The following is a 22,407-nucleotide window of genomic DNA, read 5'->3' as shown; positions in this document are numbered from 1 at the left end:
CGACGACATGCGCGTGTCAACAGTCACCATCAGCGATGTAACCTTCGCCGCCGATCTCTCCGGCGCGCTGTTCTGGGACGAGCAGCGCCTGCTCGTGGTCTCCGACCTGCATCTGGAAAAAGGCTCCAGCTTCGCCACCCGCGGCGTGCTGCTGCCGCCTTACGATACGCTCGCGACCCTGAGCCGTCTCGCTGCTGTCATCTCCCGCCATGATCCGCGCACCGTCATCGCACTCGGCGACAGCTTTCACGACCGCACGGCGCATGAGCGGTTGTCGGTCGACGATCGCGATGCCGTCGCCGCCCTCCAGACCGGCCGAGACTGGATCTGGATCTCCGGCAATCACGATCCCATGCTGCCGCGCGATCTCGGCGGCACCGTCGCGGACGAGGTCGCGATCGGCCCGATCACCTTCCGTCACGAGCCGACCGGTGCGTGCGGCGAGATCGCCGGCCATCTCCATCCCAAGGCGCGCGTCTCCGCGCGCGGCCGCTCGTTGGAGCGCCGCTGCTTCGCCTCCGACGGGATGCGTGCGGTGATGCCGGCGTTCGGCGCCTATGCCGGCGGCCTCAGCATCCGCGACGTCGCCTTCGCGAAGATCTTTCCGGCCAATGGTTTTGTCGCCCATTTGCTGGGCGACCGCCGCGTCCACGCCATTGCGGCTTCACGCTGCTTCTGACGCCAAAAATTGGGACAGCACTACGTTCAGTAGTTTTCCGGAATCGCCCAAGCCCGTTGCCGGTTCTAACGTTACGCTTGCCGGGGCTGGAATTTCTCATCCCGAACAAGAATTGTAACCGGCGAGGGGCCGCTGCGAAGCGGCCCCTTTCGATTCTGGCAGCCCGTAGCCGGCTTCGGGGCCGTCTCCCGCTCCGCCATAGAACGAATTAAGAACACTTTAGCAAGTCTTTGATATATCATTGTGATTCGGCGCGTCGCCGACACAATATCTAGCGTCTGTCAGACTTTGCGAGGACTACATGTCCACCATCGCCTTCGATCAATTTGCCCTCACCCGGATCGCCGATTTCGCGCGCTCGCTGTCGCGCCTGCATCAGGCGGCACGACGCCAGAGGGTCGACGACGACCAGTTCGACCGCGAGTTCAACGCGGTGTGCCAGTCGATCTGGGGCTACACCATCGACGACGTCAGCGACGATCTGTTCTCGGCCGAGGATCATCTGTTTCTGGACACGCTGGATGAAGCGCAGGCGCGCATCTTCGCGGCCGAGCAGGGCTACGACCTCGTCGGCGATCAGGGCATGCTGACGGACTGGTGGGGCTTCTGCTGGATGATCCTGGCCGAGAAGCGCGGGCTGCTGACGGCGGAAAACCGCGCCGCCGCGCGCGCGGCGATCGAGGAGAAATATCTGGCAGCGCCGAACGTGATCGGGGTGATTATCGGACGATAGTCTCGTGCCCCGGACGCAGTGCAACGCTCTCCCGGCGATGCGAAGCATCGTCCGGTTCAGCGGTGCGCTGCAGAGCCGGGCCCATGCTCGCGGCATTCTGGGTCCCGGCTCTGCGCAGCAACGTCAATTAGCGTTGCAGCGCGTCCGGGACACGAAAGCGACTTTAATCCAGCCCCGCCCGCTTCGCCGGCTTCTGCGCCGCCGACTTCGGCACCGTCACATCGGGCAGCGTCTCACGCACGATCTCCGCAGCCGGCGCATCTGCCGACACCGTCTCCGCCCGCACCGGGGCCACCTTCATCTCGCCGAGGCGGGCGCGGACTTGCGCGGTGAGGCCGGGATAGGAGGCGACCGGGGTGAAGTCCGCAGCCTGGTCGTTGCCGACGCGGATGCCGGTATAGGCGACGAGGCCGTCGGTGGTGGCGATCACGTCGCCGGCCTTCAGCGATGAGTCCAGCGCGAGATCGACCGGGGCAAGGCCGACCGGCTCGCGGCCGTTGCAGGTGCAATCGGCGCGCAGCGCCTTGCGATAGGCGAACGCGTTCTCGCTGTCGGCGTAGCGCTCGCCGGTTTGCGAGGCGGCACCGTCGATCGAGGAGCCGAAATAGACCTTGGTCGCGCTGGCAGGACAGAACGCCTGACACATCTGGGCCGGCGAGGCGAGGCCGCGCATCAGCGGAAAATATTTGCCGTCGCAGCTGCGTACGCAGAAGGCCGGACCGGAGCCGCCGGCCGCCGCCGCGCGGGTCGGCGGCACATATTGCGGGGTTGCGGCATTTTGCTGCCCGGTGAAGGGATCGGCGTAGGAGCTAGACTGTTGCGGCACCTCGCGCTGCGGCCGCTGCTGCTGCATGCCGCCGAAGAAGAAATCGAACAGGCCCTCGGCCGAAACCGGGGCCGGAGCCGCAAGTGCTCCAAGGGTGGCGGCCACAAGCATCGCGCGACGCCGCCGGCGCGCATGGGACAGGACTGTACGCAAACGCTTACTCCACCCGACGCTTCCGAACCGGCTGGGACCTCAAGGGGTCTCAGCACATGATTCACCATAAGGCGCGATGGTAAATGAGCAGTTGAGCGGAGGCGGTTTCAAGACGAGGCGGTGGCCTCTTTAGGGCCGGGCGCAGCTTTGGACGGATGGTTGCGTCCGGGGCACACTGAGGCATGACGGCAAGGGATGTTTCGCCGCGTCAGGCCTTCAAGAATTCCGAGGCCTTGTACAGCGAGCGGAACGGCAGGCCGGCCGCACCGAACGTGTCGGTGGCGCCTTCCTCGCGGTCGACCATGGTCAGCACCAGCACCACCTCGGCGCCGGTCTCGCGCACCGATTCCACCGCCTTCATCGCCGAGCCGCCTGTCGTGGTGACGTCCTCGACGATCACGACACGTTTGCCGGCGAGCGTCTCGCCCTTGGGCAGGCCCTCGATCGCGAGTTTCGCGCCATGCTCCTTCGGCTTCTTGCGCACGAAGAACGCCGCGATCGGATGGCCCTTGATCCAGGAGATCTGCGCCAGCGCGCCGGCGAGCGGCACCGCGCCCATCTCGAGGCCACCGATGAAATCGAGATTGTCGTCCTTCAGCGCCTCATAGGTCAGCTCGGCGAGCAGGGTCGCCCCCTCGGGGTCGAGCATGGTCGGCTTGAGGTTGAAGTAGAAATCGCTCTTGCGGCCCGACGCGAGCGTCACCTCGCCGCGGCCGAATGAGCGCCGGCGGATGATTTCGAACAGGCGAGCGCGGGAGGCTGATTTCGACACGGCGGTCCCTCGGGAGCGTTTTTGGAGGAGGCGGAATTTATCCGCGACGGCCGCGACATTCCAGAGGGGGCGTCCCTCGTCAACAGGGATCGGCCATCCCGGACCGCCGGTTGTGGGGGCGCGACCTTCTGGAGTAGGTGGAATGCCAATCTGTTGGGGAAGGACATGGGAATGACCATTGAGCTGCACACCTGGAACACGCCGAACGGCCGCAAGATCTCGGTCGCGCTGGAGGAGATGGGGCTGTCCTACAAGGTGATCCCGGTGAACATCACCAAGGGCGAGCAGATGGCACCGGGGTTCCTCAAGCTCTCCCCGAACAACAAGATCCCGGCGATCGTCGATCCCGAGGGCCCGGACGGCAAGCCCGTCAGCATCTTCGAATCAGGCGCGATCCTGCTCTATCTCGGTGAAAAGACCGGCAAATTCCTGCCGAAATCGCTGGGCGCCCGCATCCCGGTCTATGAATGGCTGATGTGGCAGATGGGCGGCTTCGGCCCGATGCCGGGCCAGGTGCACCATTTCATCGCACTCGAGAACGAGCACGACCGCGCCTACGGCCTGAAGCGCTACATGGCCGAGACCCGCCGGCTCTACGGCGTGCTCGACCGCCAGCTGGACGGCCGCGACTTCGTCGCCGGCGAGCTCTCGATTGCCGATTTTGCCATCCTGGGCTGGGCCTGGCGCCACCCTCGCCACAAGGTTGAGCTGGCGGACTTCCCCAACGTCAAGCGCTGGTACGAGACCCTGATGGCCCGCCCGGCGGTGAAGCGGGGCATGGACGCGAAGCTGGATTGATCTTCGCTTACCCTCCCCTGGAGGGGGAGGGTCGATCGCGCGCAGCGCGAGCGGGGTGGGGTGGTCTCTCCGCTCGGGCACCGTTGGATGGGGAGAGACCGTCACCCCACCCCGTCTCACGTTTCGCTCCGCTCCACGTGAGCCGACCCTCCCCCTCCAGGGGAGGGTGAAGAAAGAACATCACACCTTCTTCGCTTCGACCGCCATCCGCACCGCGAGGCCGGCCAGCACCGTGCCCATCAGCCAGCGCTGCACCAGCATCCAGCTTGGCCGGTTCGCCAGGAATAGCGCGATCGATCCCGCCGCGAGCGCGATCATCGCGTTGACGCTGACGCTGATCGCAATCTGGATTGCGCCGAGCACGACCGACTGCGTCAGCACGCTGCCGGCGGTGGGATCGATGAACTGCGGCAGCAGCGCCAGATAAAGCATCGCGATCTTCGGGTTGAGCAGGTTGGTGACAAAACCCATCGCGAACAATTTGCGCGGGCTGTCGATCGCGAGCTGCTTCACCTGGAATGGCGAGCGTCCGCCCGGCTTCACCGCCTGCCAGGCAAGCCACAACAGATAGCCCGCGCCGGCAAAGCGCAGCGCGTCATAGGCGAAGGGAATGGCGAGCAGCAGCGCCGTGATGCCGAACGCCGCGCACAGCATGTAGAACACGAAGCCGAGCGCCACGCCGCCGAGCGAGACGATGCCCGCCGCCGGTCCTTGCGTGATCGAGCGCGAGATCAGGTAGATCATGTTCGGCCCCGGCGTGAGCACGAGGCCAAGGCAGACGAGGGCGAAGCCGAGCAGGGCAGAGGTGTGGGGCATGGGTGAACCGGTGCGGGAGATGGCACGGTTCTAATATGCGAGGCGAGTTGGGGCCATCGCGCAATTGCTCGGAGGACAATTCAGGTTCTCGCATGTCACTCCAACGTCGTCCCCGCGAACGCGGGGACGACACCGACTGTGTGGCGTCAGCGAGCGCAAGCGGGGAGAAGTAAAAGAAGAACTAATGCGCCTCGTCCCAATTATTCGCGGCGCGCGCATCGACATGCAGCGGCACCGACAGCAGCACCGCCGGGAACGGCGCGTCCTGCATCACGTGCTGCACGACCGGCAGCGTCGCCTCGACCTCGGCGTCGGGGACCTCGAAGATCAATTCGTCATGCACCTGCAGCAGCATTTGCGCCGACAGCTTCTTCTCGGCGAGGGCATCCTCCACCCGCGTCATGGCGCGGCGGATGATGTCGGCCGCGGTGCCCTGCAGCCGCGCGTTGATCGCGGCGCGCTCGTTGAAGGCGCGCACCGAGGCGTTTGAGGCCTTGATGTCGGGATAGTGGCATTTGCGGCCGAACAGCGTGGTGACGTAGCCATTCTGTCGGCAGAAATCGCGCGTCTCGTCCATATAGGCGCGGATGCCGGGGAAGCGCTCGAAATATTTCTTGATGTAGGCCGAGGCTTCCTCGCGGGCGATGCCGAGCTGGTTGGCGAGGCCAAAGGCCGAGATGCCGTAGATGATACCGAAATTGATCGCCTTGGCGCGGCGGCGGATCTCGCTCGGCATGCCCTTGATCGGCACGCCGAACATCTCCGACGCCGTCATGGCGTGAATGTCGAGACCGTCGCGGAACGCCTGCTTCAGCACGGGAATGTCGGCGATCTCCGCCAGCAGCCGCAGCTCGATCTGCGAATAATCGGCGGACACCAGCTTGTGCCCCGGTGTTGCGATGAAGGCGCGGCGGATTTTTCTGCCATCCTCGGTGCGCACCGGAATGTTCTGCAAATTCGGCTCGTTCGACGACAACCGGCCCGTCGTGGTCGCCGCCAGCGCGTAAGTCGTGTGCACGCGATGGGTCTGCGGATTGACGTAGGTCGGCAGCGCGTCGGTGTAGGTCGATTTCAGCTTCGAGACCTGGCGCCACTCCAGGATCTTCTTCGGGAAGTCGTGGCCCTGCTCGGCGAGCTCGTCCAGCACCTGCGCGGTGGTCGACCAGGCCCCGGTCTTGGTCTTGGTGCCGCCTGACAGTCCCATCTTGCCGAACAGGATGTCGCCGATCTGCTTCGGGCTGCCGACATTGACCGGCTCGCCCGCGATCTCCTGGATCTCGGCCTCGACGCGCGCTGCGGTCTGGGCAAAGTCGCCGGACAGGCGCGACAGCACCTGGCGGTCGATCGAGATGCCGCGCCGCTCCATGCGCGCAAGCACCGCGACCAGCGGCCGCTCCAGCGTCTCGTAGACCGCGGTCATGTGCTCGGCGACGAGGCGCGGCTTAAGCACGCGCCAGACGCGCAAGGCGACATCGGCGCTTTCGGCCGACAGCGCCGCGGCCTTGTCGATCGGCACCTGGTCGAAGGTGATCTTGCCCTTGCCGCTGCCCAGCAGCTCGCTCTCCTTCAGCATGGCGTGTCCGAACCAGCGCTCGGACAGCGATTCGATCGCATGCGAGCCGCGGCCGGCATCGAGCACGTAGGAGATCAGCTGCGCATCGTCGGTGTTGTGCAAGGTGATGCCGTGCTGCGCCAGCATGACGGCGGTGAATTTGAGGTCGAAGCCGATCTTGAGAATGCCCGCCGATTCCAGCACCGGCCGCAGCGCTTCGATCGCATCCGTGTGCCTGACCTGATCCGGCGCAAGGCCGGCGTCGAACAGGCCGGCGCCGCCGCCGGACTGCTTGTGCGCCAGCGGCACATAGCAGGCCTCGTTCGGCGCCAGCGCCAGCGCGATGCCGCAGAAGTCGGCCTGCATCGGATCGATCGAGTTTCCGCGGATTTCGACCGCGACATGACCGGTATCGTGGATGCGCGCGATGAAGGCGTTGAGCTCCTTGAGCGACTTGATCGTTTGATATTTGGCGCGATCGACCGGAAGCTTGCGCAGCGCCTCTTCGCGCGCGGCGGCCAGCGAGATCGGGGCGCCCTTCGCGCTCGCAGCCTTGTCCTCCTTGCCCGCTGACTTGTTGGGCTCTTTCGCCCGGGCTTGCGCCGACGTATCGCCGCCCGGCGCAGGCACGACATCCGAGGGCGGCAGCGTCGTGAACACGCTGGCGCCGCTGGCATAGCCAGGGTCGGCATCGACATTGGCGGGATCGATTTGCGAATATTCGGCGACGCGCCGCGTCAGCGTCGTGAATTCCATGGCTTTCAGGAAGGCGACCAGCTTGCGTGCGTCGGGCTCATGGACCACGAGGTCGTCCAGCGGCACCTCGAGGTCGACCTTGTCGTCGAGTAGCACGAGCTGCCGCGAGATCCGCGCTTTCTCGGCATTCTCGAGCAGCGCCTCGCGCCGCTTGGGCTGCTTGATCTCGCCGGCGCGGAACAACAGTTGATCGAGGTCGCCATATTCGGTGATCAGCTGCGCCGCCGTCTTGATGCCGATGCCGGGCACGCCGGGCACGTTGTCGGTGGAATCGCCGGCCAAAGCCTGCACCTCGACGACCTTGTTCGGCGGCACGCCGAATTTCTCGATCACCTCGGGGATGCCGATGCGGCGATCCTTCATGGTGTCGTACATGGTGACGCAATCGGTGACGAGCTGCATCAAATCCTTGTCGGAGGACACGATGGTCGCGCTGGCGCCGCGCTCGCAGGCCTGTCGCACATAGGTTGCGATCAGGTCATCGGCCTCGAAGCCCACTTGTTCCAGGCAGGGCAGGTCGAAGGCGCGGACCGCCTCGCGGATCAGCGCAAATTGCGGGATGAGATCGTCAGGCGCCGGCGCCCGGTGGGCCTTGTACTCGGGGTAGATCTTGTTGCGGAACGTGACCTCCGACTTGTCGAAGATGATCGCGAGGTGCGTCGGCCGGTTGTCTTCCGGCATGTCGCGCAGCAGCTTCCACAGCATGTTGCAGAAACCGAGCACGGCGTTGACCTGCAGGCCGTCGGACTTGCGGTTCAGCGGCGGCAGCGCGTGATAGGCGCGGAAGATGTAGCCGGAACCGTCGACCAGGAAGACGTGGTCGCCCTTGCCGGCCGCCTTTGCTGCAACCGGTTTGGCCGCGACAGGTTTGGCAGCAGCTGTCGCGGCAGTGGGGGTATCGGCTTTGGCGGAGGTCTTCGGGGAGGTCTTTGGCATGGCCGCAATGTATGAATTTTTGCGGGCTTTGACAGCCTTGGGAGGGGGATTTTTGGGCGGATTCCCACACCTCTCGTCGTCCCCGCCTAGTGCGCAATTGCGCACGGGGCGCGGGGACCCATAACCACAGGGATTAGTTTGGCGAAGGCTGACTGTGACCAGGCTCCGGTACGAAGACCGCGATCCATCGACAGATCACGCGGTATGGGTCCCTGCGTTCGCAGGGACGACTGCGAGGGCGGCTACTCCGCCGCCTGCAACACCGGCCCGGCCTTCTTTGGCGCGATCCAGAACGCGTCCGGCCGTTCGAACAGGAAGCGGGCATTGAACAGCAAGGCGCCCCGCCAGATCGCGAGCGCTCCGACCACGCCGACAATGGTGACGATTAGCGACACCGTGCCGATATCGGGAATGATGCCGGTGCGCAGCAACAGCGTCCGCGTCGCCGCCATCGGCAGGAAGAAGGCGAGATAGACCACGATCGAATGCTCGCCGCAGAAGCGGAAAAAATTTAGCCACTGCGCGCGCGCGAGCAGCGTGCCCATCGTGATGATGGCGCAGGCACCGGCAAAGCCGAGCACGAGCGAGACGATCTTCCATTCGCTGGCCCCCGACCCGACCAGGCCGGCATTGACCAGCACCCAGGTCGCGAGCGCTGCGAGCGCAAGGGCGGGATGTTTCCGCGCGCGATCCGAAAGCGCGAACACGTAAGGTGCGAACAGATAGCCCGAATAGAAATAGACGAAGCGTGAGCAGAACTCGTCGATCGCGGTCCAGCCGGTCGAGATGCGGGCCGTCTCCAGGGCGGCGGCGACCAGCCAGATCGCGAGCGGCGGGAATTTGCGTGTCAGTTTTGTGACGACGAAGAAGACCGGCAGCAGATAGATGAACCACAGCGTGCCGAACGGCTCGATGAAGGATTCAAGATACAGGAGGCCAACGTGGTGCCAGCTCGACTCCGCCGCGAAAGCCGGCGCCTTGAAGCCGAACTGGATCGTCACCCAGACGACATAGAAATAGGCGAAATGCACCACCTTGCGGTCGAGATAGGTTCGCCAGTCCCGATCGATCACCAGCGGCAGGAACAGGCCCGAGATCAGGAAGAAATCCGGCATCCGGAACGGCTTTGCGAAGGCCACGGCGACATGCATGAAACCGGTCTCGCCGGCGGCGAGCTCGACCCCCAGCACCGAATGCATCATCACGACCATGATGATGCAAATGCCTTTAGCGTAGTCGATCCAGTCGACACGCGCGGCAGAAGGGGCTTGGCTGCCTCCGCTCCCTGCGATTGTGCCAGATGGTGCCATGGTGTCTCTTTTCGAGGCGCGTTCCGCCCGTCCTGTTCGGGGGCGGGGCAGTGTGGGGCCTGCACGGTTTCCGACTTCTTTACCGGTTCAATTCCCATGCCGCTTTTTTGCCTGCGGACTGTTCCCTCCCCTCGGGAAAATGCTAAACCGCCCCGTGTCGGGGTTTCGTTAACCAATCTAAAACAGGGATTTTCATGCGCATCGCGATGATCGGCACGGGTTATGTGGGACTGGTGTCCGGAGCCTGCTTTGCTGATTTCGGTCACGACGTCACCTGCGTCGACAAGGACGAGAAGAAGATTGCGGCGCTCCATCGCGGCGAGATCCCGATCTACGAGCCCGGGCTCGACGAGCTGGTCGCGACCAACGTCAAGGCCAAGCGGCTCGACTTCACCACCGATTTGTCCAAGCCGGTCGCCGATGCTGATGCCGTGTTCATCGCGGTCGGCACGCCGTCGCGGCGCGGCGACGGCCATGCCGACCTCTCCTATGTCTACGCCGCAGCGAAAGAGATAGCGCGGTCGCTCACCGGTTTCACCGTCGTGGTGACGAAGTCGACCGTGCCAGTCGGCACCGGCGACGAGGTCGAGCGCATCATCCGCGAGGCCAATCCCAACGCCGACGTCGTGGTCGCCTCGAACCCCGAGTTCCTGCGCGAAGGCGCGGCGATCCGCGACTTCAAGTTTCCCGATCGCGTCGTGGTCGGCACCTCCGACGAGCGGGGCCGCAAGGTGATGGGCGATATCTACCGTCCGCTGTCGCTGAACCAGGCGCCGCTGATGTTCACGGAGCGTCGCACCGCCGAAATGATCAAATACGCCGCGAACGCGTTCCTCGCGACCAAGATCACCTTCATCAACGAGATCGCCGATCTCTCCGAGAAGGCCGGCGCCAACGTCCAGGAGGTCGCGCGCGGCATTGGCCTCGACAACCGCATCGGCACCAAATTCCTACATGCCGGTCCCGGGTTCGGCGGCTCGTGCTTCCCGAAGGACACCAAGGCCCTGATCAAGATCGCGCAGGACTACGATGTCTCCTTGCGCATCGTCGAATCCGTGCTGGCCGTGAACGAAAATCGCAAGCGCGCGATGGCGCGCAAGGTGAGCCAGGCGCTCGGCGGCTCGCTGCGCGGCAAGACCATTGCGGTGCTCGGCCTCACCTTCAAGCCAGACACCGACGACATGCGCGATGCGCCATCGATCCCGCTGGTGACGGGCCTGATCGACATGGGCGCGAAGGTCAAAGCCTTCGATCCCGTCGGCATGGAGCAGGCCAAGGGCGAGCTGCCCGATATCACCTATTGCGAGGACGCCTATTCCTGCGCGCAAGGCGCTGATGCGCTCGTCATCGTCACCGAATGGGTGCAGTTCCGTGCGCTCGATCTCGACCGGCTGAAGAGCGTCATGGCGCAGCCCGTGATCGTCGACCTGCGCAACATCTACCGCCCCGAGGACATGGAAGCCGCCGGCTTCACCTATGACAGCATCGGCCGGCCGCCTGTGCAGGGCTGATCGCCACACACGATTGTCATACCCCGCGAAGGCGGGGTATCCAGTAATCCCGATCTTCGTGATGATCGGGATCTGAGTTGACTGGATCACCCGCCCGGCGCGCAAGGCGGGTGATGACGGATACGAGATCTTGCCCCGCAGTTTCGACACGCCCCTCCCGATCGATGCCGTGCTCGACGATTTGTCGCGCACGCTGGAGGCCAACAATGCCGCCGTGCTGGTGGCGCCGCCCGGCGCCGGCAAGACCACGCGCGTGCCGCTGGCGCTGCTCGATGCGCCCTGGGCGAAGGACAAGAAGATCATCGTGCTGGAGCCGCGGCGCATCGCGGCGCGAGCCAGTGCCGACCGCATGGCCAAATCGCTGGGCGAACGCGCCGGCGAGACCGTCGGCTACCGCGTCCGGTTCGGCTCGAAGATCTCGCGCACCACGCGCATCGAGGTGGTGACCGAGGGCATCTTCACCCGCCAGATCCTCGACGATCCCGAGCTGTCAGGCGTTGCCGCCGTCCTGTTCGATGAATTCCACGAGCGCTCGCTCGATGCCGACATGGGCCTGGCGCTCGCCCGTGACGCCCAAACCGGCCTGCGCGAGGACTTGCGCATCCTCGTGATGTCGGCCACGCTCGATGGTGCGCGCGTTGCAAAGCTGCTTGGCGATGCGCCCGTCGTCGCGAGCGAGGGCCGCGCCTTCCCCGTCGAGACGCGCTATCTCGGCCGAAAGGCGGACGCGCCGGTGGAGCGGCAGATGGCGGATGCGATTGCATCCGCGCTGCGTGCCGACAGCGGCTCGGTGCTGGCGTTCCTGCCCGGCGCCGCCGAAATCCGTCGCACCCAGAATTTCCTCAGCGAGCGCGTGCAGGACGCCAGCATCGAGATCGTGCCGCTGTTCGGCGCGCTCGATGCCGCCGTGCAGGATCGCGCCATCGCGCCCGCGCCCAAGGGCACGCGCAAGGTGGTGCTGGCGACGTCGATCGCGGAGACCTCGCTGACGATCGAAGGCGTGCGCATCGTGGTCGATTCCGGTCTTGCCCGCGTGCCGCGCTACGAGCCGGACATCGGGCTGACGCGGCTCGAGACCGTGCGCGCCGCGCGCGCGGCAGTGGATCAGCGCCGCGGTCGCGCCGGCCGTACCGAGCCAGGTATCTGCTACCGGCTCTGGGACGAGCCGCAGACGGCTTCACTCGCGCCGTACACGCAACCGGAAATTCTCAGCGCGGATCTCTCCTCGCTGGTGCTCGATCTCGCGCAATGGGGCGTCAGCGATCCTGCCGCGCTGTCGTTCCTCGATCCGCCGCCGGCGCCCGCTTGGAAGGAGGCAAAAAGCCTGCTCTCCGAGCTCAACGCGCTCGATGGCGATGGCCGCATCACCGCAGAGGGAAAAAGCCTGCGTGCACTGGCGCTGCCGCCGCGGCTGGCGCGCATGATCGTGGATTCGCATCGCGCAGGCGAGGGCGAAGCCGCCGCCGAGATCGCGGCCATCATCACCGAGCGCGGGCTTGGCGGTGACAGCGTCGATCTCGAGCACCGGCGCGATCAATTCCGCCGCGACCGCTCGCCCCGCGCCGGCAGCGCCCGCGATCTGGCACGGCGCTGGGCCTCGCAAGTGGCGGCTTCGGAGAAGGCGGGACCGCAGGATGATCTTTCGACGGGTTTGATGCTCGCCTATGCGTTCCCGGACCGCGTCGCGCGCAATCGCGGCAATGGCAGTTTCGTGCTGGCCAACGGCCGCGGCGCCGCCGTCGAGCAAACCTCATCGCTGGCCCGCGCGCCCTACATCGCGATCGGCGAGATGACGGGAACGGCGGCGAGCGGGCGCATCCTGCTCGCTGCGCAGATCACTGAGAGCGAGATCGAGCGGCATTTCGCCGAGCATATCGAGAGCGCCGACGAGATCTCGTTCGATCGCGGGGCGATGGCGCTGCGCGCGCGGCGCAAGCGCGTGCTGCACGCGATCACGCTGTCCGAGGCGACACTGGCCGTGTCGCCCTCCGAGGACACCGCGCGCATTTTCGCGGATGGATTGATCGCCGCCGGCCTCGATCGGCTGCCCTGGTCGAAGGCTGCAAAGCAATGGCGCGACCGGGTGTTGTTCCTGCGCAAGGCCGAGGGCGACAGCTGGCCCGACCTGTCCGACGAGGGATTGATCGCGCGCCGCGACGACTGGCTGGTGCCGGCGCTCTACGACAAGATCGCGCTCAAGGACGTCTCGCCCGGCGATCTCTCCGACGCGCTGATGGCGCTGCTGCCGTGGGAGATGCGCGCGCGGCTCGAGCGCGAGGCGCCGACGCATTTCGAGGCGCCGACAGGAAGCGTGCTCGCGATCGACTACGAGGCCGAGCAGGGGCCGACCATCGCGGTGCGGCTGCAGGAATTGTTCGGCCTCAACAGCCATCCCTCCATCGCGGCCGGCAAGGTGCCGCTGGTGCTGGAATTGCTGTCGCCGGCGCAGCGCCCGGTGCAGGTGACGCGCGACCTTCCCAGTTTCTGGCGCGGCAGCTACGCCGCGGTCCGTTCCGACCTGCGCGGCCGCTATCCCCGTCATCCCTGGCCGGACGATCCGGCCAGCGCAGTGCCGACCCGACGCGCCAAGCCGCGCGGAACGTGAGGGCGCGTTAACCGTCCGCTCATCCTTTTCGTCAAAATAGCATCGCTCTGGCCGCAGCAATGCTCGCGGCCTGGCGTGTCGCGTGTTGAAATCGGGCTTTCCGGCTCGGAAGTGGTGTGATGCGTAACATTATGATCATCGCAGCCGTCATGATCGGCCTCGGCACCTTCATGGCGCAGATGGCGGACAAGATGAGCTCCGCCTCCGCAAGCTCGGTGCCGCGCACCACGATCGCCGTCGCGGCGACTGCACCCGCCGGGGGCCGCAGCCTTGCCATTTCCCGCGATGGCCGCGGTCATTTCCAGACCGAGGGCCGGATCGACGGTCAGCGCATAGGCTTCATGCTCGACACCGGCGCCTCCGTGGTTGCGCTGAATGAGACCTCGGCCGCCCGCTTCGGCCTGCGTCCCTCGCGCGGCGATTACAACGCCACCGTCTCCACCGCGAACGGCACCATCAAGGCCGCGCGCACCCGTATCGCGATGCTCGAGGTCGGCGGTCTGGTCGTGCGCGACGTCGATGCCATGGTGCTGCCCGACGAGGCGCTGTCGGAAAACCTGCTCGGCCTCTCCTTCCTCTCCCGCCTGAAGCGCTTCGAATATTCCAACGGCCAGATGGTGCTGGAGCAATAGGCGGAGCCTTTCGCGATCAAGCGCGGTCCATTTCAAGATAGCTATTTGCCTCGACCGCCCTCGCGGTAACGTTTCTTCGTTACCAAACTGCCGCAATTATCGGCCATAAGCCTTCATTCCCGCCTTCCGCTGCGGCCTGGCATTCGCTAAGGCTGCATCAATTCCTGCCCTTTTTCACGAGACCGTCTCAATGTTCCCCAAGCCGAAATCCGTATTGCTGCCCAACACCTACGCCTTCGAATCCGAGCCGATGGTGAAGCCCACGGGCTTTCGCGAATACGACGCGCGTTGGTTGTTCCAGAAGGAAATCAACCTGATGGGTGTGCAGGCGCTCGGCATGGGGCTGGGCGCGCTGATCGCCGAGCTCGGCGTGAAGCAGGAGATCGTCACTGGCCACGACTTCCGTGGCTATTCGGCCTCGATCAAATACGCGCTGATCTCCGGCCTGATGGCGGCGGGCTGCAAGGTGCACGACATCGGCCTCGCTGTGACGCCGATGGCCTATTTCGCGCAGTTCGATCTCGACGTGCCCGCTGTCGCGATGGTGACCGCCTCGCACAACGACAATGGCTGGACCGGTGTGAAGATGGGCGCCAACCGTCCGCTGACCTTTGGCCCTGACGAGATGACGCGGCTGAAGGAGATCGTGCTGGGCGCCGAATTCAAGAACAAGGCCGGCGGCTCCTACCAGTTCCACGAGAACTACCCGGCGCGCTACATCGCCGATCTCACCTCTCGTCCGAAGCTGAAGCGCAAGCTCAAGGTCGTTGCGGCCTGCGGCAACGGCACCGCCGGCGCCTTCGCGCCGCAGGTGCTGGAGGCGATCGGCTGCGAGGTAATTCCGCTCGACACCGAGCTCGACCACACCTTCCCGAAATACAATCCGAACCCCGAAGACATGGAGATGCTGCACGCGATCCGCGATGCGGTGCTGCATCACAAGGCCGATGTCGGCCTCGGCTTCGACGGCGACGGCGACCGCTGCGGCGTCGTCGACAATACCGGCGAGGAGATCTTTGCCGACAAGGTCGGCGTGATGCTGGCGCGCGACATGTCGGCGATCCACAAGGACGCGCAGTTCATCGTCGACGTGAAATCGACCGGCCTGTTCGTCACCGATCCGGTGCTGCAGAAGCAGGGCGCGAAGGTCGCCTATTGGAAGACCGGCCATTCCTACATGAAGCGCCGCACCAACGAGACCGGCGCGCTGGCGGGCTTCGAGAAGTCCGGCCACTTCTTCTTCAACAAGCCGTATGGACGCGGCTATGACGACGGCCTGGTGTCGGCGATCGCGATCTGCGACATGCTCGACCGCGCGCCGGGCAAGTCGATGGCGGACCTGAAGAACGCGCTGCCGAAGACATGGTCGTCGCCGACCATGTCGCCACATTGCGCCGACGAGACCAAATACGGCGTCATCGACCAGGTGGTGAAGCATTTTGAGGGCTTGCAGGCCAAGGGCGCCAAGATCGGCGGGCAGGCAATCCGCGATCTCGTCACCGTCAATGGCGTGCGCGTCACGGTCGAGGACGGCAGCTGGGGCCTGGTGCGCGCCTCCTCCAACAAGCCCGAGCTCGTCGTCGTGGTCGAGAGCCCGGTATCCGAGCAGCGCATGCACGACATGTTCGAGATGGTGAACAGCGTGCTGCGCACGCATCCCGAGGTCGGCGAGTACAATCAGAAAATTTGAGGTTGCTCGAGTGAGGCACGATCCGTGCCTGTCTCTCCGCTGTCATTCCCCGCGAAAGCGGGGAATCCAGTACGCCGCAGCTTCTCCGTATCCAATCGCTGTCTCTGGAATACTGGATCGCCCGGCCTTCGCCGGGCGATGACAGCGTCTGTGTGGCGCGACCTACGCCGCCACCACCGCCGGGATCGGCAGCGCGGTGACCGACTTGATCTTCTCCATCGCGAAACGCGAGGTGACGTTCTTCAGCGGCACGGCGCTGATCAGCTTCTTGTAGAACACGTCATAGGCCTGCATGTCCGCGACCACGACGCGCAGCATGTAGTCGACGTCGCCGGCCATGCGATAGAATTCCATCACCTCGGGCATGGCGCTGACGGCTTCGGCGAACTTCTTCAGCCAGGCGTCGGAATGATCGGAGCTTTCCACCGACACGAACACGGAGATGCCGAGCCCGATCTTGTTCTGGTCGACCAGGGCCACCCGTTTCAGGATCACGCCGTCAGCCTCCAGGCGCTGGATGCGCTTCCAGCAGGGGGTCGAGGACAGTCCGACGCGGTCGCCGATCTCGGCGACGGACAGGGAGGCATCCTCCTGCAGAACCATCAGGATCTTGCGGTCGATGGCATCGAGGCGGCGGCTGGTCTCGGGGATCTGGACGGCGACGTCGGTCATTTGAAGAACTTTGTTCCATTTCAGGGGCCGATTTCCCTGATATAGAGAAAATCTTTCCCCAGCAAGCCCATAATCTCGGCTCATCCATGGAATTGCTCTAGGGCCTCCCTCGCAAAAACTCTTCAACTTCAATGCGTTGGGGTGCAGCCATGCCACCGCCATGGCGAGTGCATTTCAGTGCTGCCGCGGCCGCGGCGAATCGCAGCGCCTGCCCCACGTCGCCGCTCTCAGCGAGGCCGAGCGCGAAGGCGCCATGAAAGACGTCGCCGGCGCCGAGCGTATCGACAGCCTGGACCGGGAAGGCCGCGGTCTCCTCCAGCTCGCCTGCCTCGTTCAGCCAGATGGTACCGAGCGGGCCGCGGGTTGCGGCAAGGAAGGCGGGCGTCAGCCTGGCCAGGCGTTGCAACGCTTCGGCGTCGTCGGCGATGCCGGCGGTCTCCTGCACCTGCTCGCTGGCGAACAGCAGATGCGAGGCGGCGGTCAGCAGGCCGTCCTGCAACGACATCACGCGATCGACGCCGACGATGACGGGAATGCCACGTCGCCGGGCCTCGGCGCAGAGATCAATGCAGAATGAGGCGCAACGGCTTTCGACGAGGACGGCGCGGCAATCGGCCAGCAATTCGTCGGCATCAGGCAGCGTCACGCTCCACAGGCCGGGATCGCGATAGATCGTGAGCGTCCGTTCCCCCGAGGGCTCGATCATGATCGCCGAGACTGGCGTGGTCACATCAGGCATGCGCACGATGTGCGTGGTGTCGATGCCCTCCTGCGCCATTTGGTCGAGGATGAAGCCGCTCGACGTCTCCCGCGCATCGCCCATGGGACCTGCGAAAAAGACACGGCCACCAAGTCGCGCAATCGCGATGGCGGCATTGAGCGCGTTGCCGCCGCAGATCTCGGCGAGGTGGCTGGCGTTGGCCTTGCTGCCGCGCGCCGGCACGGCCTCGACCCGAAAGGTGAGGTCGCGCACGGGAATGCCGATGCAGAGGATGCGCGGCGCGATCCCAGGTGCGGCCACGGCGGTCAGCTCTTGTCGTGCACCCAGCGGCCGAGCAAATGATGGGCGATGGCGAAGGGATGCGGGCCGGCGAGTCCGTCCGGATGCGTCCGCGTCAGCATCAGGGCGGCCTCCTCGCGCGTGAACCAGCGCGCATCCTCCAGCTCCGAGTGATCGACGACGATGTCCTCGCTCACGGCTCGCGCGCTGCAGCCGATCATCAGCGACGATGGATAGGGCCAGGGCTGCGTCATGTAATATTGCACGTCGGTGCAGCGGATCCCGGATTCTTCCAGGATCTCGCGGCGCACCGCGTCCTCGATGGTCTCGGCGGCCTCGACGAAGCCGGCGAGGCAGGAATACATCCCTGCCGGAAACTGCTTCTGGCGGCCAAGCAGGCACTTGTCGCCGGTGGCCACGTGCATGATCACGACAGGGTCAGTCCGGGGAAAATGCTCGGCCTTGCAAGCCGGGCACTCGCGCTTCCAGCCGCCTTCCTTCATCGCGCTGCGAGAGCCGCAATTGGCGCAATAGCCATGGCGCTGGTGCCAACCGACCATCGACTTCGCCATCGCGATCGCCGACAGCTCCTCGGGCGGAATCGCGCCCTGCATCGCCATGCCGCGCAGCTCGGTCACGGTGTAGTCCTCGCGTCCGACCAGCTTCTCGGCCGCGGCCTGCGACAGCCCCATGCCGAACATCGCAGCGCCGTCCCGCAGCCCCAGGAAGATCGTGCCGGGATTGGCGCCGCACTTCAGCGCCTCGTCGATCGAGAGCAGCGCGCGAATCTTGTCGCCCTCGCGCTTGATCAGGAGCGAGTCGCGGTAAACGACATAAGCGCGCGAGGAGGGCTTCTGCTCCATCGCGAACAGCTTTTGGTCGTCGCGGCGCAGATGCGCGGCGCGATCGAGGATGTTGGTGACGAAGGCCGGCTGTCCCAGCGGAAATGCGTTGAATGCTGACATTATCGTTCTTTCAACCCAACCAGATCTTGCGGCGAAGCGCGCTGATGAAATTCTGAACCTCTGCGGCGTCATGCGCCAATGGCGGCATCACGCCCCAGACCGGCCGCGGCCAGGCCGCATCGCTGGTGCGCCGCGCGATGATGTGGACGTGAAGCTGCGGCACGAGGTTGCCGAGCGCCGCGACATTGAGCTTGTCGCAACTGGTGATCTCCTTCAGCGCGCGCGAGACGCGGGAGATCTCCGTCATCAGCTGCGCCTGCTGCACCTCGTCGAGATCGATGATCTCGACCGCATCAGTGCGCCGCGGCACCAGCAGCAGCCAGGGATAATGCGCGTCCTTGATGACCAGCACCTTCGACAGCGGCAGATCGCCGATGTCGATGGTGTCCTCTTTCAGGCGGGAGTGCAGCGTCCAGGCGGGTTCGGGCATGAAGGTTTCCGGATGGCCCGATCGGCTCGGGCGTGTTTGGCCCGACCATACGATAGGGAGTTGGCAAGGGGAAGGATGGCGCCCCGCTCTTGCTGCATACACGGTCGTCGTTTGAAGCGTCGTTCCGCGGTACAACGACCTGTGTTCATCGTTAGATCACGCGGTCTGGGTCCCGGCGTTCGCCGGGACGACAGCGGAGTTTGTAGCTGCGACCGCAGGCTCACACCTCCGCCAGCACCCTTGCATTGGCGCGGATCGAGGCCTCGCTGACGCGAATGCCGAGGCCGGGGCCGTCGGGCACCACGACATGGCCGGCGCGGTTGGCGACGCGCTCCTCCAGCACGTCCTCGGTCAGCACATGGTGGGGCATGTAGAATTCGCAGCCGAGCGAAATGCCCGGCGTTGCCGCGATCAGCTGCGTGCCGGCGGCTAGGCCAATGCCGCCTTCCCACAGCGTGCCGCCATAGCCGGGCAGGCCGGCGATGTCGGCGATGGCCATGATCGCCTGCGCCTCGAACAGGCCGCCGGCCTTCATCAGCTTGATCGAGACGGCGTCGGCCGCCTCGCGGCACACCACTTCCATCATGTCGCGGCGGTCGAAGCAGCTTTCGTCGGCCAGCACGGGCGTTTCCAGCGCCGCGGTGAGCTGGGCCATCACGTCGAGATATTTGCGCGGCACCGGCTGCTCGATGAAGGTCGGCGCGAACTCTTCGACGTCGCGCAAAATCTTGATGGCGCCGAACGGCGCGAGAGCCTGGTTGTAGTCGACGCGCAGATCGACCTTGTCGCCGAACTCCTTTCGGATCGCTTCGAGATGGTCGAGATCCTCGCGATGCGGCTTCACGCCGGTCTTGACCTTGTAGATGACATTGCCGTCCGGAACCATCTTTCGCATGCGCTCGAGATCGGCGGCGAAATCCGGATCGGCGATGGAGAAGGAGAGGGGAATGGTGTCGCGCACGCGGCCGCCGAGGAGGTCGGCGACCGAGAGCCCCGACGATTTGCCGACGATGTCGAGCAGCGCCATCTCGATGGCGACCTTGGCTTCGGCATGGCCGACCAGCGCGCGGTCGAGCTCGGCCATCAGTGCGCGGATGCGGCGCACCGGCTTGCCGAGGACGATGGGACGCAAGTAGATATCGAGCGCGGCGAACGCGGCTTCCGGCGTTCCCGTGAACACTTCCCACGGCGCCGCCTCGCCCCAGCCGACCACGCCGTCGCTCGCGGTGAGCTCGATCAGCACGCGCTTCACCGTGCCCTTGACGTTGCCGACGCCCTGCAGGCGCGCCATCTTGATCGGGCTCTCGATCAGGAACAGCCTGAGACGTTCGACGGTTGCTTCGCTCATGTCAGGCCTCCATTGACGTGCCAGACCTGGCCGGTGACGTAGGATGCTTTTGGGGATGCCAGGAAGGCGATGATCTCGGCGACCTCTTCCGGTCGCCCGCGGCGGCGCATCGGGATCAGCGCTTCGGTCGCGGCGATCTGCTCGGGCGACAGCCGGCTCTCGCTCGGCTTGTCCTTGACGATGAGGCCGGGCGACACCGCGTTGACGGTGATGCCGTCGCTGGCGAGCTCGATCGCGGTCAGTCGCACCAGCGCTTCCAGCGCGGAACGGCTTGCGGCCGTTGCCGCGAACGGCGCGAATTCGGGCCGGATCGCGTGCGCAACGAAGGAGGACACGGCGACGATCCGTGCATCATGCCCCGCGCGCAGCAGTGGGAGCGCGGCATCAACCAGACGCGTGAAGGCCAGCGCAGACTCGTCCATCGCCTGCCGGAATTGATCCGCCGGCGTGCCGATCGCGCTGCCGCGGCGGGCATGGCCGCCGACCAGGATCAATCCGTCGAGCCGGCCGAAGGCGGCCTTCGCGGCGGCGATGGCGTCGGTGGCCGCGCTCTCCTCGGCGAGATCGCCAAGGCAACTTGCTGCCACGGCGCCCTTCGCTTCAATGTCCGCCGCGGTGGCTTGAAGACCTTCTGCGTTCGATCGCGTGTGGAGCAGAAGCCCTACGCCCGGCGCGGCGAGCAGTTTGGCGGTGGCACGGCCGATGCCGCTGGCGGCACCGGTGACGAGATAGACGCGGTTGATGTCGGACATCACGATGCCGTTGTGGCCGGCGGCAATGCGCCGGTGCGGTGGAAATGGCTGAGGAAGGCGCGGGTGGCGGCCTCCGTTGGGTTGTCGATCACCTGCCGCGCGGGGCCTTCCTCGACCACGACGCCATCGCGCATGAAGATGAGGCGGTCGGCGACCTCGCGGGCAAAGGCGATCTCGTGGGTCACGATCACCATGGTCATGCCTTCGGAGGCCAGTTGCTGGATCACATTCAGCACCTCACCGACCAGTTCGGGATCGAGCGCCGAGGTCGCCTCGTCGAACAGCATCACGTCAGGCTCCATCGCGAGCGCGCGCGCAATCGCGACGCGCTGCTTCTGTCCGCCGGACAGCGTCGCCGGATATTGGTCGGCCTTCTCCGCAAGCCCCACCTTGGCGAGCTGCGTCCGCGCAAGCTTTTCGGCGTCGGCCTTGGCCATGCGCCGCACCGTGACCGGTCCCTCCATCACGTTCTCAAGCGTCGTCATGTGCGGGAACAGATTGAAGTGCTGGAACACCATGCCGGTGGTGGCGCGGAATTTTGCCAGCGTCTTCACGTCGGGCAGCTTCGCACCGTCACCGAACGCAAAGCGCGTGTCGCCGACACGAACGCTGCCGCCATCGGGCACGACCAGCAGATTGATGCAGCGGAGCAGCGTCGACTTGCCCGAGCCTGATGGCCCGATCAGCGCGACCACGCCGCCCTTGGCGACGTCGAGATTGATGTTCTTCAAAACCTCGTTGCTGCCAAAGCTCTTGCGCAGGCTGCGGATCTCGATCTTTTGCGTCTCGCTCATTCGCTGACCGCCAATCGCTTCTCGCCGCGGCGGACGAGGATGGTGAGCGGGATCAGGATCGCCGCATAGGCGACCGCGACCGCGGTGTAGGTCTCCAGCGGCCGGTAGCTGTCATGGGCGGCGACCTGGCTCTGATAGACGAGGTCAGGCACCGCCAGCACCGAGACCAGCGAGGTGTTCTTGAACTGGATGATCGACTGGTTCATCAGCGCCGGGATCATGCGCTTGATCGCCTGCGGCAGCACGATGCGCCGCATGGTCTGGATCGGCGTCATGCCCAGCGCGGCGCCGGCTTCGGACTGGCCGCGGTCGATCGAGATGATGCCGCCGCGGATGATTTCCGAATAGAACGAGCCGCCATAGAGCGAGAGCGCCAGCGCCGAGGCCGTGATCGGCGTCATCTCGACGCCGGCGAGGATCGGCAGCGCGTAATAGAACCAGATCAGCTGCACCAGGATCGGCGTGCAGCGAAACGCCTCGATGAAGGTGAGGGCGAGCAGGCGCAGCGCCTTGAAACGCGACAGGGTGCCGAACGCCCCAAACAGGCCGAACAGCAGCCCGCACACGACGATGACCACGGTGAAGCCGACGGTGACGCCAAGCCCGTTGAGAAAGAGCCAGCGATAGCTCCAGAGGATGCCGAAGTCCCACTGATACATGTGTGTTTTTACTCAGCC

The 22,407-nt window shown here is 65.3% G+C and carries 20 protein-coding genes; 7 read left to right on the top strand and 13 right to left on the bottom strand.

From position 1 onward, the window contains the following. Positions 1 to 7 precede the first annotated feature (7 nt). Positions 8 to 679 (top strand): ligase-associated DNA damage response endonuclease PdeM, encoded by a 672-nt coding sequence (gene pdeM / locus GGD65_RS14000; RefSeq protein WP_183235632.1) that lies wholly within the window; start codon positions 8 to 10, stop codon positions 677 to 679. 301 nt (positions 680 to 980) lie between these two features. Beyond that, positions 981 to 1,412, top strand: coding sequence for a hypothetical protein (locus GGD65_RS13995; RefSeq protein WP_018320810.1), 432 nt, complete (start codon positions 981 to 983; stop codon positions 1,410 to 1,412). A 163-nt stretch (positions 1,413 to 1,575) separates the two neighbouring features. Here GGD65_RS13995 and GGD65_RS13990 read toward each other — a convergent pair whose 3' ends face one another. Both GGD65_RS13990 and pyrE read right to left on the bottom strand, forming a co-directional pair. After that, on the bottom strand, positions 1,576 to 2,349 hold the full coding sequence (locus GGD65_RS13990) for a DUF2865 domain-containing protein (RefSeq protein WP_049815009.1): 774 nt from the start codon (positions 2,347 to 2,349) through the stop codon (positions 1,576 to 1,578). Positions 2,350 to 2,599: 250 nt separating this feature from the next. Beyond that, a complete protein-coding gene (gene pyrE / locus GGD65_RS13985; protein WP_018320808.1) occupies positions 2,600 to 3,163 on the bottom strand; it encodes an orotate phosphoribosyltransferase in 564 nt (187 codons plus the stop codon). A 171-nt stretch (positions 3,164 to 3,334) separates the two neighbouring features. Between pyrE and GGD65_RS13980 the strand changes: the two genes are divergently transcribed. Beyond that, a complete protein-coding gene (locus GGD65_RS13980) occupies positions 3,335 to 3,961 on the top strand; it encodes a glutathione S-transferase family protein (RefSeq protein WP_183235631.1) in 627 nt (208 codons plus the stop codon). 180 nt (positions 3,962 to 4,141) lie between these two features. On the opposite strand, the gene GGD65_RS13975 is transcribed toward GGD65_RS13980, so the two are convergent. The 3 genes from GGD65_RS13975 to GGD65_RS13965 all read right to left on the bottom strand — a co-directional run bounded on the left by GGD65_RS13975 (position 4,142) and on the right by GGD65_RS13965 (position 9,331). Next, positions 4,142 to 4,777, bottom strand: a complete 636-nt coding sequence (locus tag GGD65_RS13975; RefSeq protein WP_018320806.1) for a LysE family translocator — start codon at positions 4,775 to 4,777, stop codon at positions 4,142 to 4,144. Between the two features lie 181 nt (positions 4,778 to 4,958). Continuing rightward, a complete protein-coding gene (gene polA / locus GGD65_RS13970) occupies positions 4,959 to 8,021 on the bottom strand; it encodes a DNA polymerase I (protein ID WP_183235630.1) in 3,063 nt (1,020 codons plus the stop codon). A gap of 242 nt (positions 8,022 to 8,263) precedes the next feature. Beyond that, positions 8,264 to 9,331, bottom strand: a complete 1,068-nt coding sequence (locus GGD65_RS13965; RefSeq protein WP_183235629.1) for an acyltransferase family protein — start codon at positions 9,329 to 9,331, stop codon at positions 8,264 to 8,266. A gap of 194 nt (positions 9,332 to 9,525) precedes the next feature. Between GGD65_RS13965 and GGD65_RS13960 the strand changes: the two genes are divergently transcribed. From GGD65_RS13960 to GGD65_RS13945, 4 genes are all read left to right on the top strand, one after another. Further along, positions 9,526 to 10,842, top strand: a complete 1,317-nt coding sequence (locus tag GGD65_RS13960; RefSeq protein ID WP_183235628.1) for a UDP-glucose/GDP-mannose dehydrogenase family protein — start codon at positions 9,526 to 9,528, stop codon at positions 10,840 to 10,842. A gap of 130 nt (positions 10,843 to 10,972) precedes the next feature. Then, on the top strand, positions 10,973 to 13,447 hold the full coding sequence (gene hrpB / locus GGD65_RS13955) for an ATP-dependent helicase HrpB (RefSeq protein ID WP_183235627.1): 2,475 nt from the start codon (positions 10,973 to 10,975) through the stop codon (positions 13,445 to 13,447). A gap of 119 nt (positions 13,448 to 13,566) precedes the next feature. Further along, the gene (locus GGD65_RS13950) at positions 13,567 to 14,079 is read left to right on the top strand and encodes a TIGR02281 family clan AA aspartic protease (RefSeq protein ID WP_183235626.1); all 513 of its coding nucleotides are present in this window, start codon (positions 13,567 to 13,569) and stop codon (positions 14,077 to 14,079) included. Between the two features lie 190 nt (positions 14,080 to 14,269). Continuing rightward, entirely contained in the window at positions 14,270 to 15,769 is a 1,500-nt protein-coding gene (locus tag GGD65_RS13945) for a phosphomannomutase/phosphoglucomutase (RefSeq protein WP_179738188.1), read from the top strand. A 162-nt stretch (positions 15,770 to 15,931) separates the two neighbouring features. Here the strand turns inward: GGD65_RS13945 and GGD65_RS13940 are convergent, their stop codons facing one another. From GGD65_RS13940 to GGD65_RS13905, 8 genes are all read right to left on the bottom strand, one after another. Beyond that, the gene (locus tag GGD65_RS13940) at positions 15,932 to 16,441 is read right to left on the bottom strand and encodes an Lrp/AsnC family transcriptional regulator (RefSeq protein ID WP_018320799.1); all 510 of its coding nucleotides are present in this window, start codon (positions 16,439 to 16,441) and stop codon (positions 15,932 to 15,934) included. Positions 16,442 to 16,538: 97 nt separating this feature from the next. Next, on the bottom strand, positions 16,539 to 17,462 hold the full coding sequence (locus tag GGD65_RS13935; RefSeq protein ID WP_183235625.1) for a sugar kinase: 924 nt from the start codon (positions 17,460 to 17,462) through the stop codon (positions 16,539 to 16,541). Between the two features lie 5 nt (positions 17,463 to 17,467). After that, positions 17,468 to 18,406 carry an NAD(+) diphosphatase gene (nudC, locus tag GGD65_RS13930; protein WP_183235624.1) on the bottom strand — a complete coding sequence of 313 codons (939 nt, stop codon included), beginning with the start codon at positions 18,404 to 18,406 and terminating at the stop codon, positions 17,468 to 17,470. Between the two features lie 10 nt (positions 18,407 to 18,416). After that, positions 18,417 to 18,836 (bottom strand): HIT domain-containing protein, encoded by a 420-nt coding sequence (locus tag GGD65_RS13925; protein WP_183235623.1) that lies wholly within the window; start codon positions 18,834 to 18,836, stop codon positions 18,417 to 18,419. Between the two features lie 220 nt (positions 18,837 to 19,056). Beyond that, complete coding sequence (locus GGD65_RS13920) at positions 19,057 to 20,184, bottom strand: muconate cycloisomerase family protein (RefSeq protein ID WP_183235622.1); 1,128 nt, start codon at positions 20,182 to 20,184, stop codon at positions 19,057 to 19,059. Further along, positions 20,181 to 20,936 (bottom strand): SDR family NAD(P)-dependent oxidoreductase, encoded by a 756-nt coding sequence (locus GGD65_RS13915; protein WP_183235621.1) that lies wholly within the window; start codon positions 20,934 to 20,936, stop codon positions 20,181 to 20,183. Before GGD65_RS13915 ends, GGD65_RS13920 begins: the two co-directional genes overlap by 4 nt. Beyond that, entirely contained in the window at positions 20,936 to 21,730 is a 795-nt protein-coding gene (locus tag GGD65_RS13910; RefSeq protein WP_183235620.1) for an amino acid ABC transporter ATP-binding protein, read from the bottom strand. Before GGD65_RS13910 ends, GGD65_RS13915 begins: the two co-directional genes overlap by 1 nt. Beyond that, the gene (locus GGD65_RS13905) at positions 21,727 to 22,389 is read right to left on the bottom strand and encodes an amino acid ABC transporter permease (RefSeq protein ID WP_028140846.1); all 663 of its coding nucleotides are present in this window, start codon (positions 22,387 to 22,389) and stop codon (positions 21,727 to 21,729) included. The genes GGD65_RS13910 and GGD65_RS13905 overlap by 4 nt, the downstream gene beginning before the upstream one ends. Positions 22,390 to 22,407 lie beyond the last annotated feature (18 nt).

Source organism: Bradyrhizobium sp. CIR18 (assembly GCF_014198295.1).
Taxonomy (GTDB): Bacteria; Pseudomonadota; Alphaproteobacteria; order Rhizobiales; family Xanthobacteraceae; genus Bradyrhizobium.
This window is presented reverse-complemented; position numbering and strand designations above follow the sequence as displayed.

Excerpts from the sequence above, each read along its gene's own strand:
- pdeM (WP_183235632.1), top strand. The coding sequence starts at position 8 with ATGCGCGTGTCAACAGTCACCATCAGCGATGTAACCTTCGCCGCCGAT.
- GGD65_RS13995 (WP_018320810.1), top strand. The coding sequence starts at position 981 with ATGTCCACCATCGCCTTCGATCAATTTGCCCTCACCCGGATCGCCGAT.
- GGD65_RS13990 (WP_049815009.1), bottom strand. The coding sequence starts at position 2,349 with ATGCTTGTGGCCGCCACCCTTGGAGCACTTGCGGCTCCGGCCCCGGTT.
- GGD65_RS13980 (WP_183235631.1), top strand. The coding sequence starts at position 3,335 with ATGACCATTGAGCTGCACACCTGGAACACGCCGAACGGCCGCAAGATC.
- GGD65_RS13975 (WP_018320806.1), bottom strand. The coding sequence starts at position 4,777 with ATGCCCCACACCTCTGCCCTGCTCGGCTTCGCCCTCGTCTGCCTTGGC.
- polA (WP_183235630.1), bottom strand. The coding sequence starts at position 8,021 with ATGCCAAAGACCTCCCCGAAGACCTCCGCCAAAGCCGATACCCCCACT.
- GGD65_RS13965 (WP_183235629.1), bottom strand. The coding sequence starts at position 9,331 with ATGGCACCATCTGGCACAATCGCAGGGAGCGGAGGCAGCCAAGCCCCT.
- GGD65_RS13960 (WP_183235628.1), top strand. The coding sequence starts at position 9,526 with ATGCGCATCGCGATGATCGGCACGGGTTATGTGGGACTGGTGTCCGGA.
- GGD65_RS13950 (WP_183235626.1), top strand. The coding sequence starts at position 13,567 with ATGCGTAACATTATGATCATCGCAGCCGTCATGATCGGCCTCGGCACC.
- GGD65_RS13945 (WP_179738188.1), top strand. The coding sequence starts at position 14,270 with ATGTTCCCCAAGCCGAAATCCGTATTGCTGCCCAACACCTACGCCTTC.
- GGD65_RS13940 (WP_018320799.1), bottom strand. The coding sequence starts at position 16,441 with ATGACCGACGTCGCCGTCCAGATCCCCGAGACCAGCCGCCGCCTCGAT.
- nudC (WP_183235624.1), bottom strand. The coding sequence starts at position 18,406 with ATGTCAGCATTCAACGCATTTCCGCTGGGACAGCCGGCCTTCGTCACC.
- GGD65_RS13925 (WP_183235623.1), bottom strand. The coding sequence starts at position 18,836 with ATGCCCGAACCCGCCTGGACGCTGCACTCCCGCCTGAAAGAGGACACC.
- GGD65_RS13920 (WP_183235622.1), bottom strand. The coding sequence starts at position 20,184 with ATGAGCGAAGCAACCGTCGAACGTCTCAGGCTGTTCCTGATCGAGAGC.
- GGD65_RS13915 (WP_183235621.1), bottom strand. The coding sequence starts at position 20,936 with ATGTCCGACATCAACCGCGTCTATCTCGTCACCGGTGCCGCCAGCGGC.
- GGD65_RS13910 (WP_183235620.1), bottom strand. The coding sequence starts at position 21,730 with ATGAGCGAGACGCAAAAGATCGAGATCCGCAGCCTGCGCAAGAGCTTT.
- GGD65_RS13905 (WP_028140846.1), bottom strand. The coding sequence starts at position 22,389 with ATGTATCAGTGGGACTTCGGCATCCTCTGGAGCTATCGCTGGCTCTTT.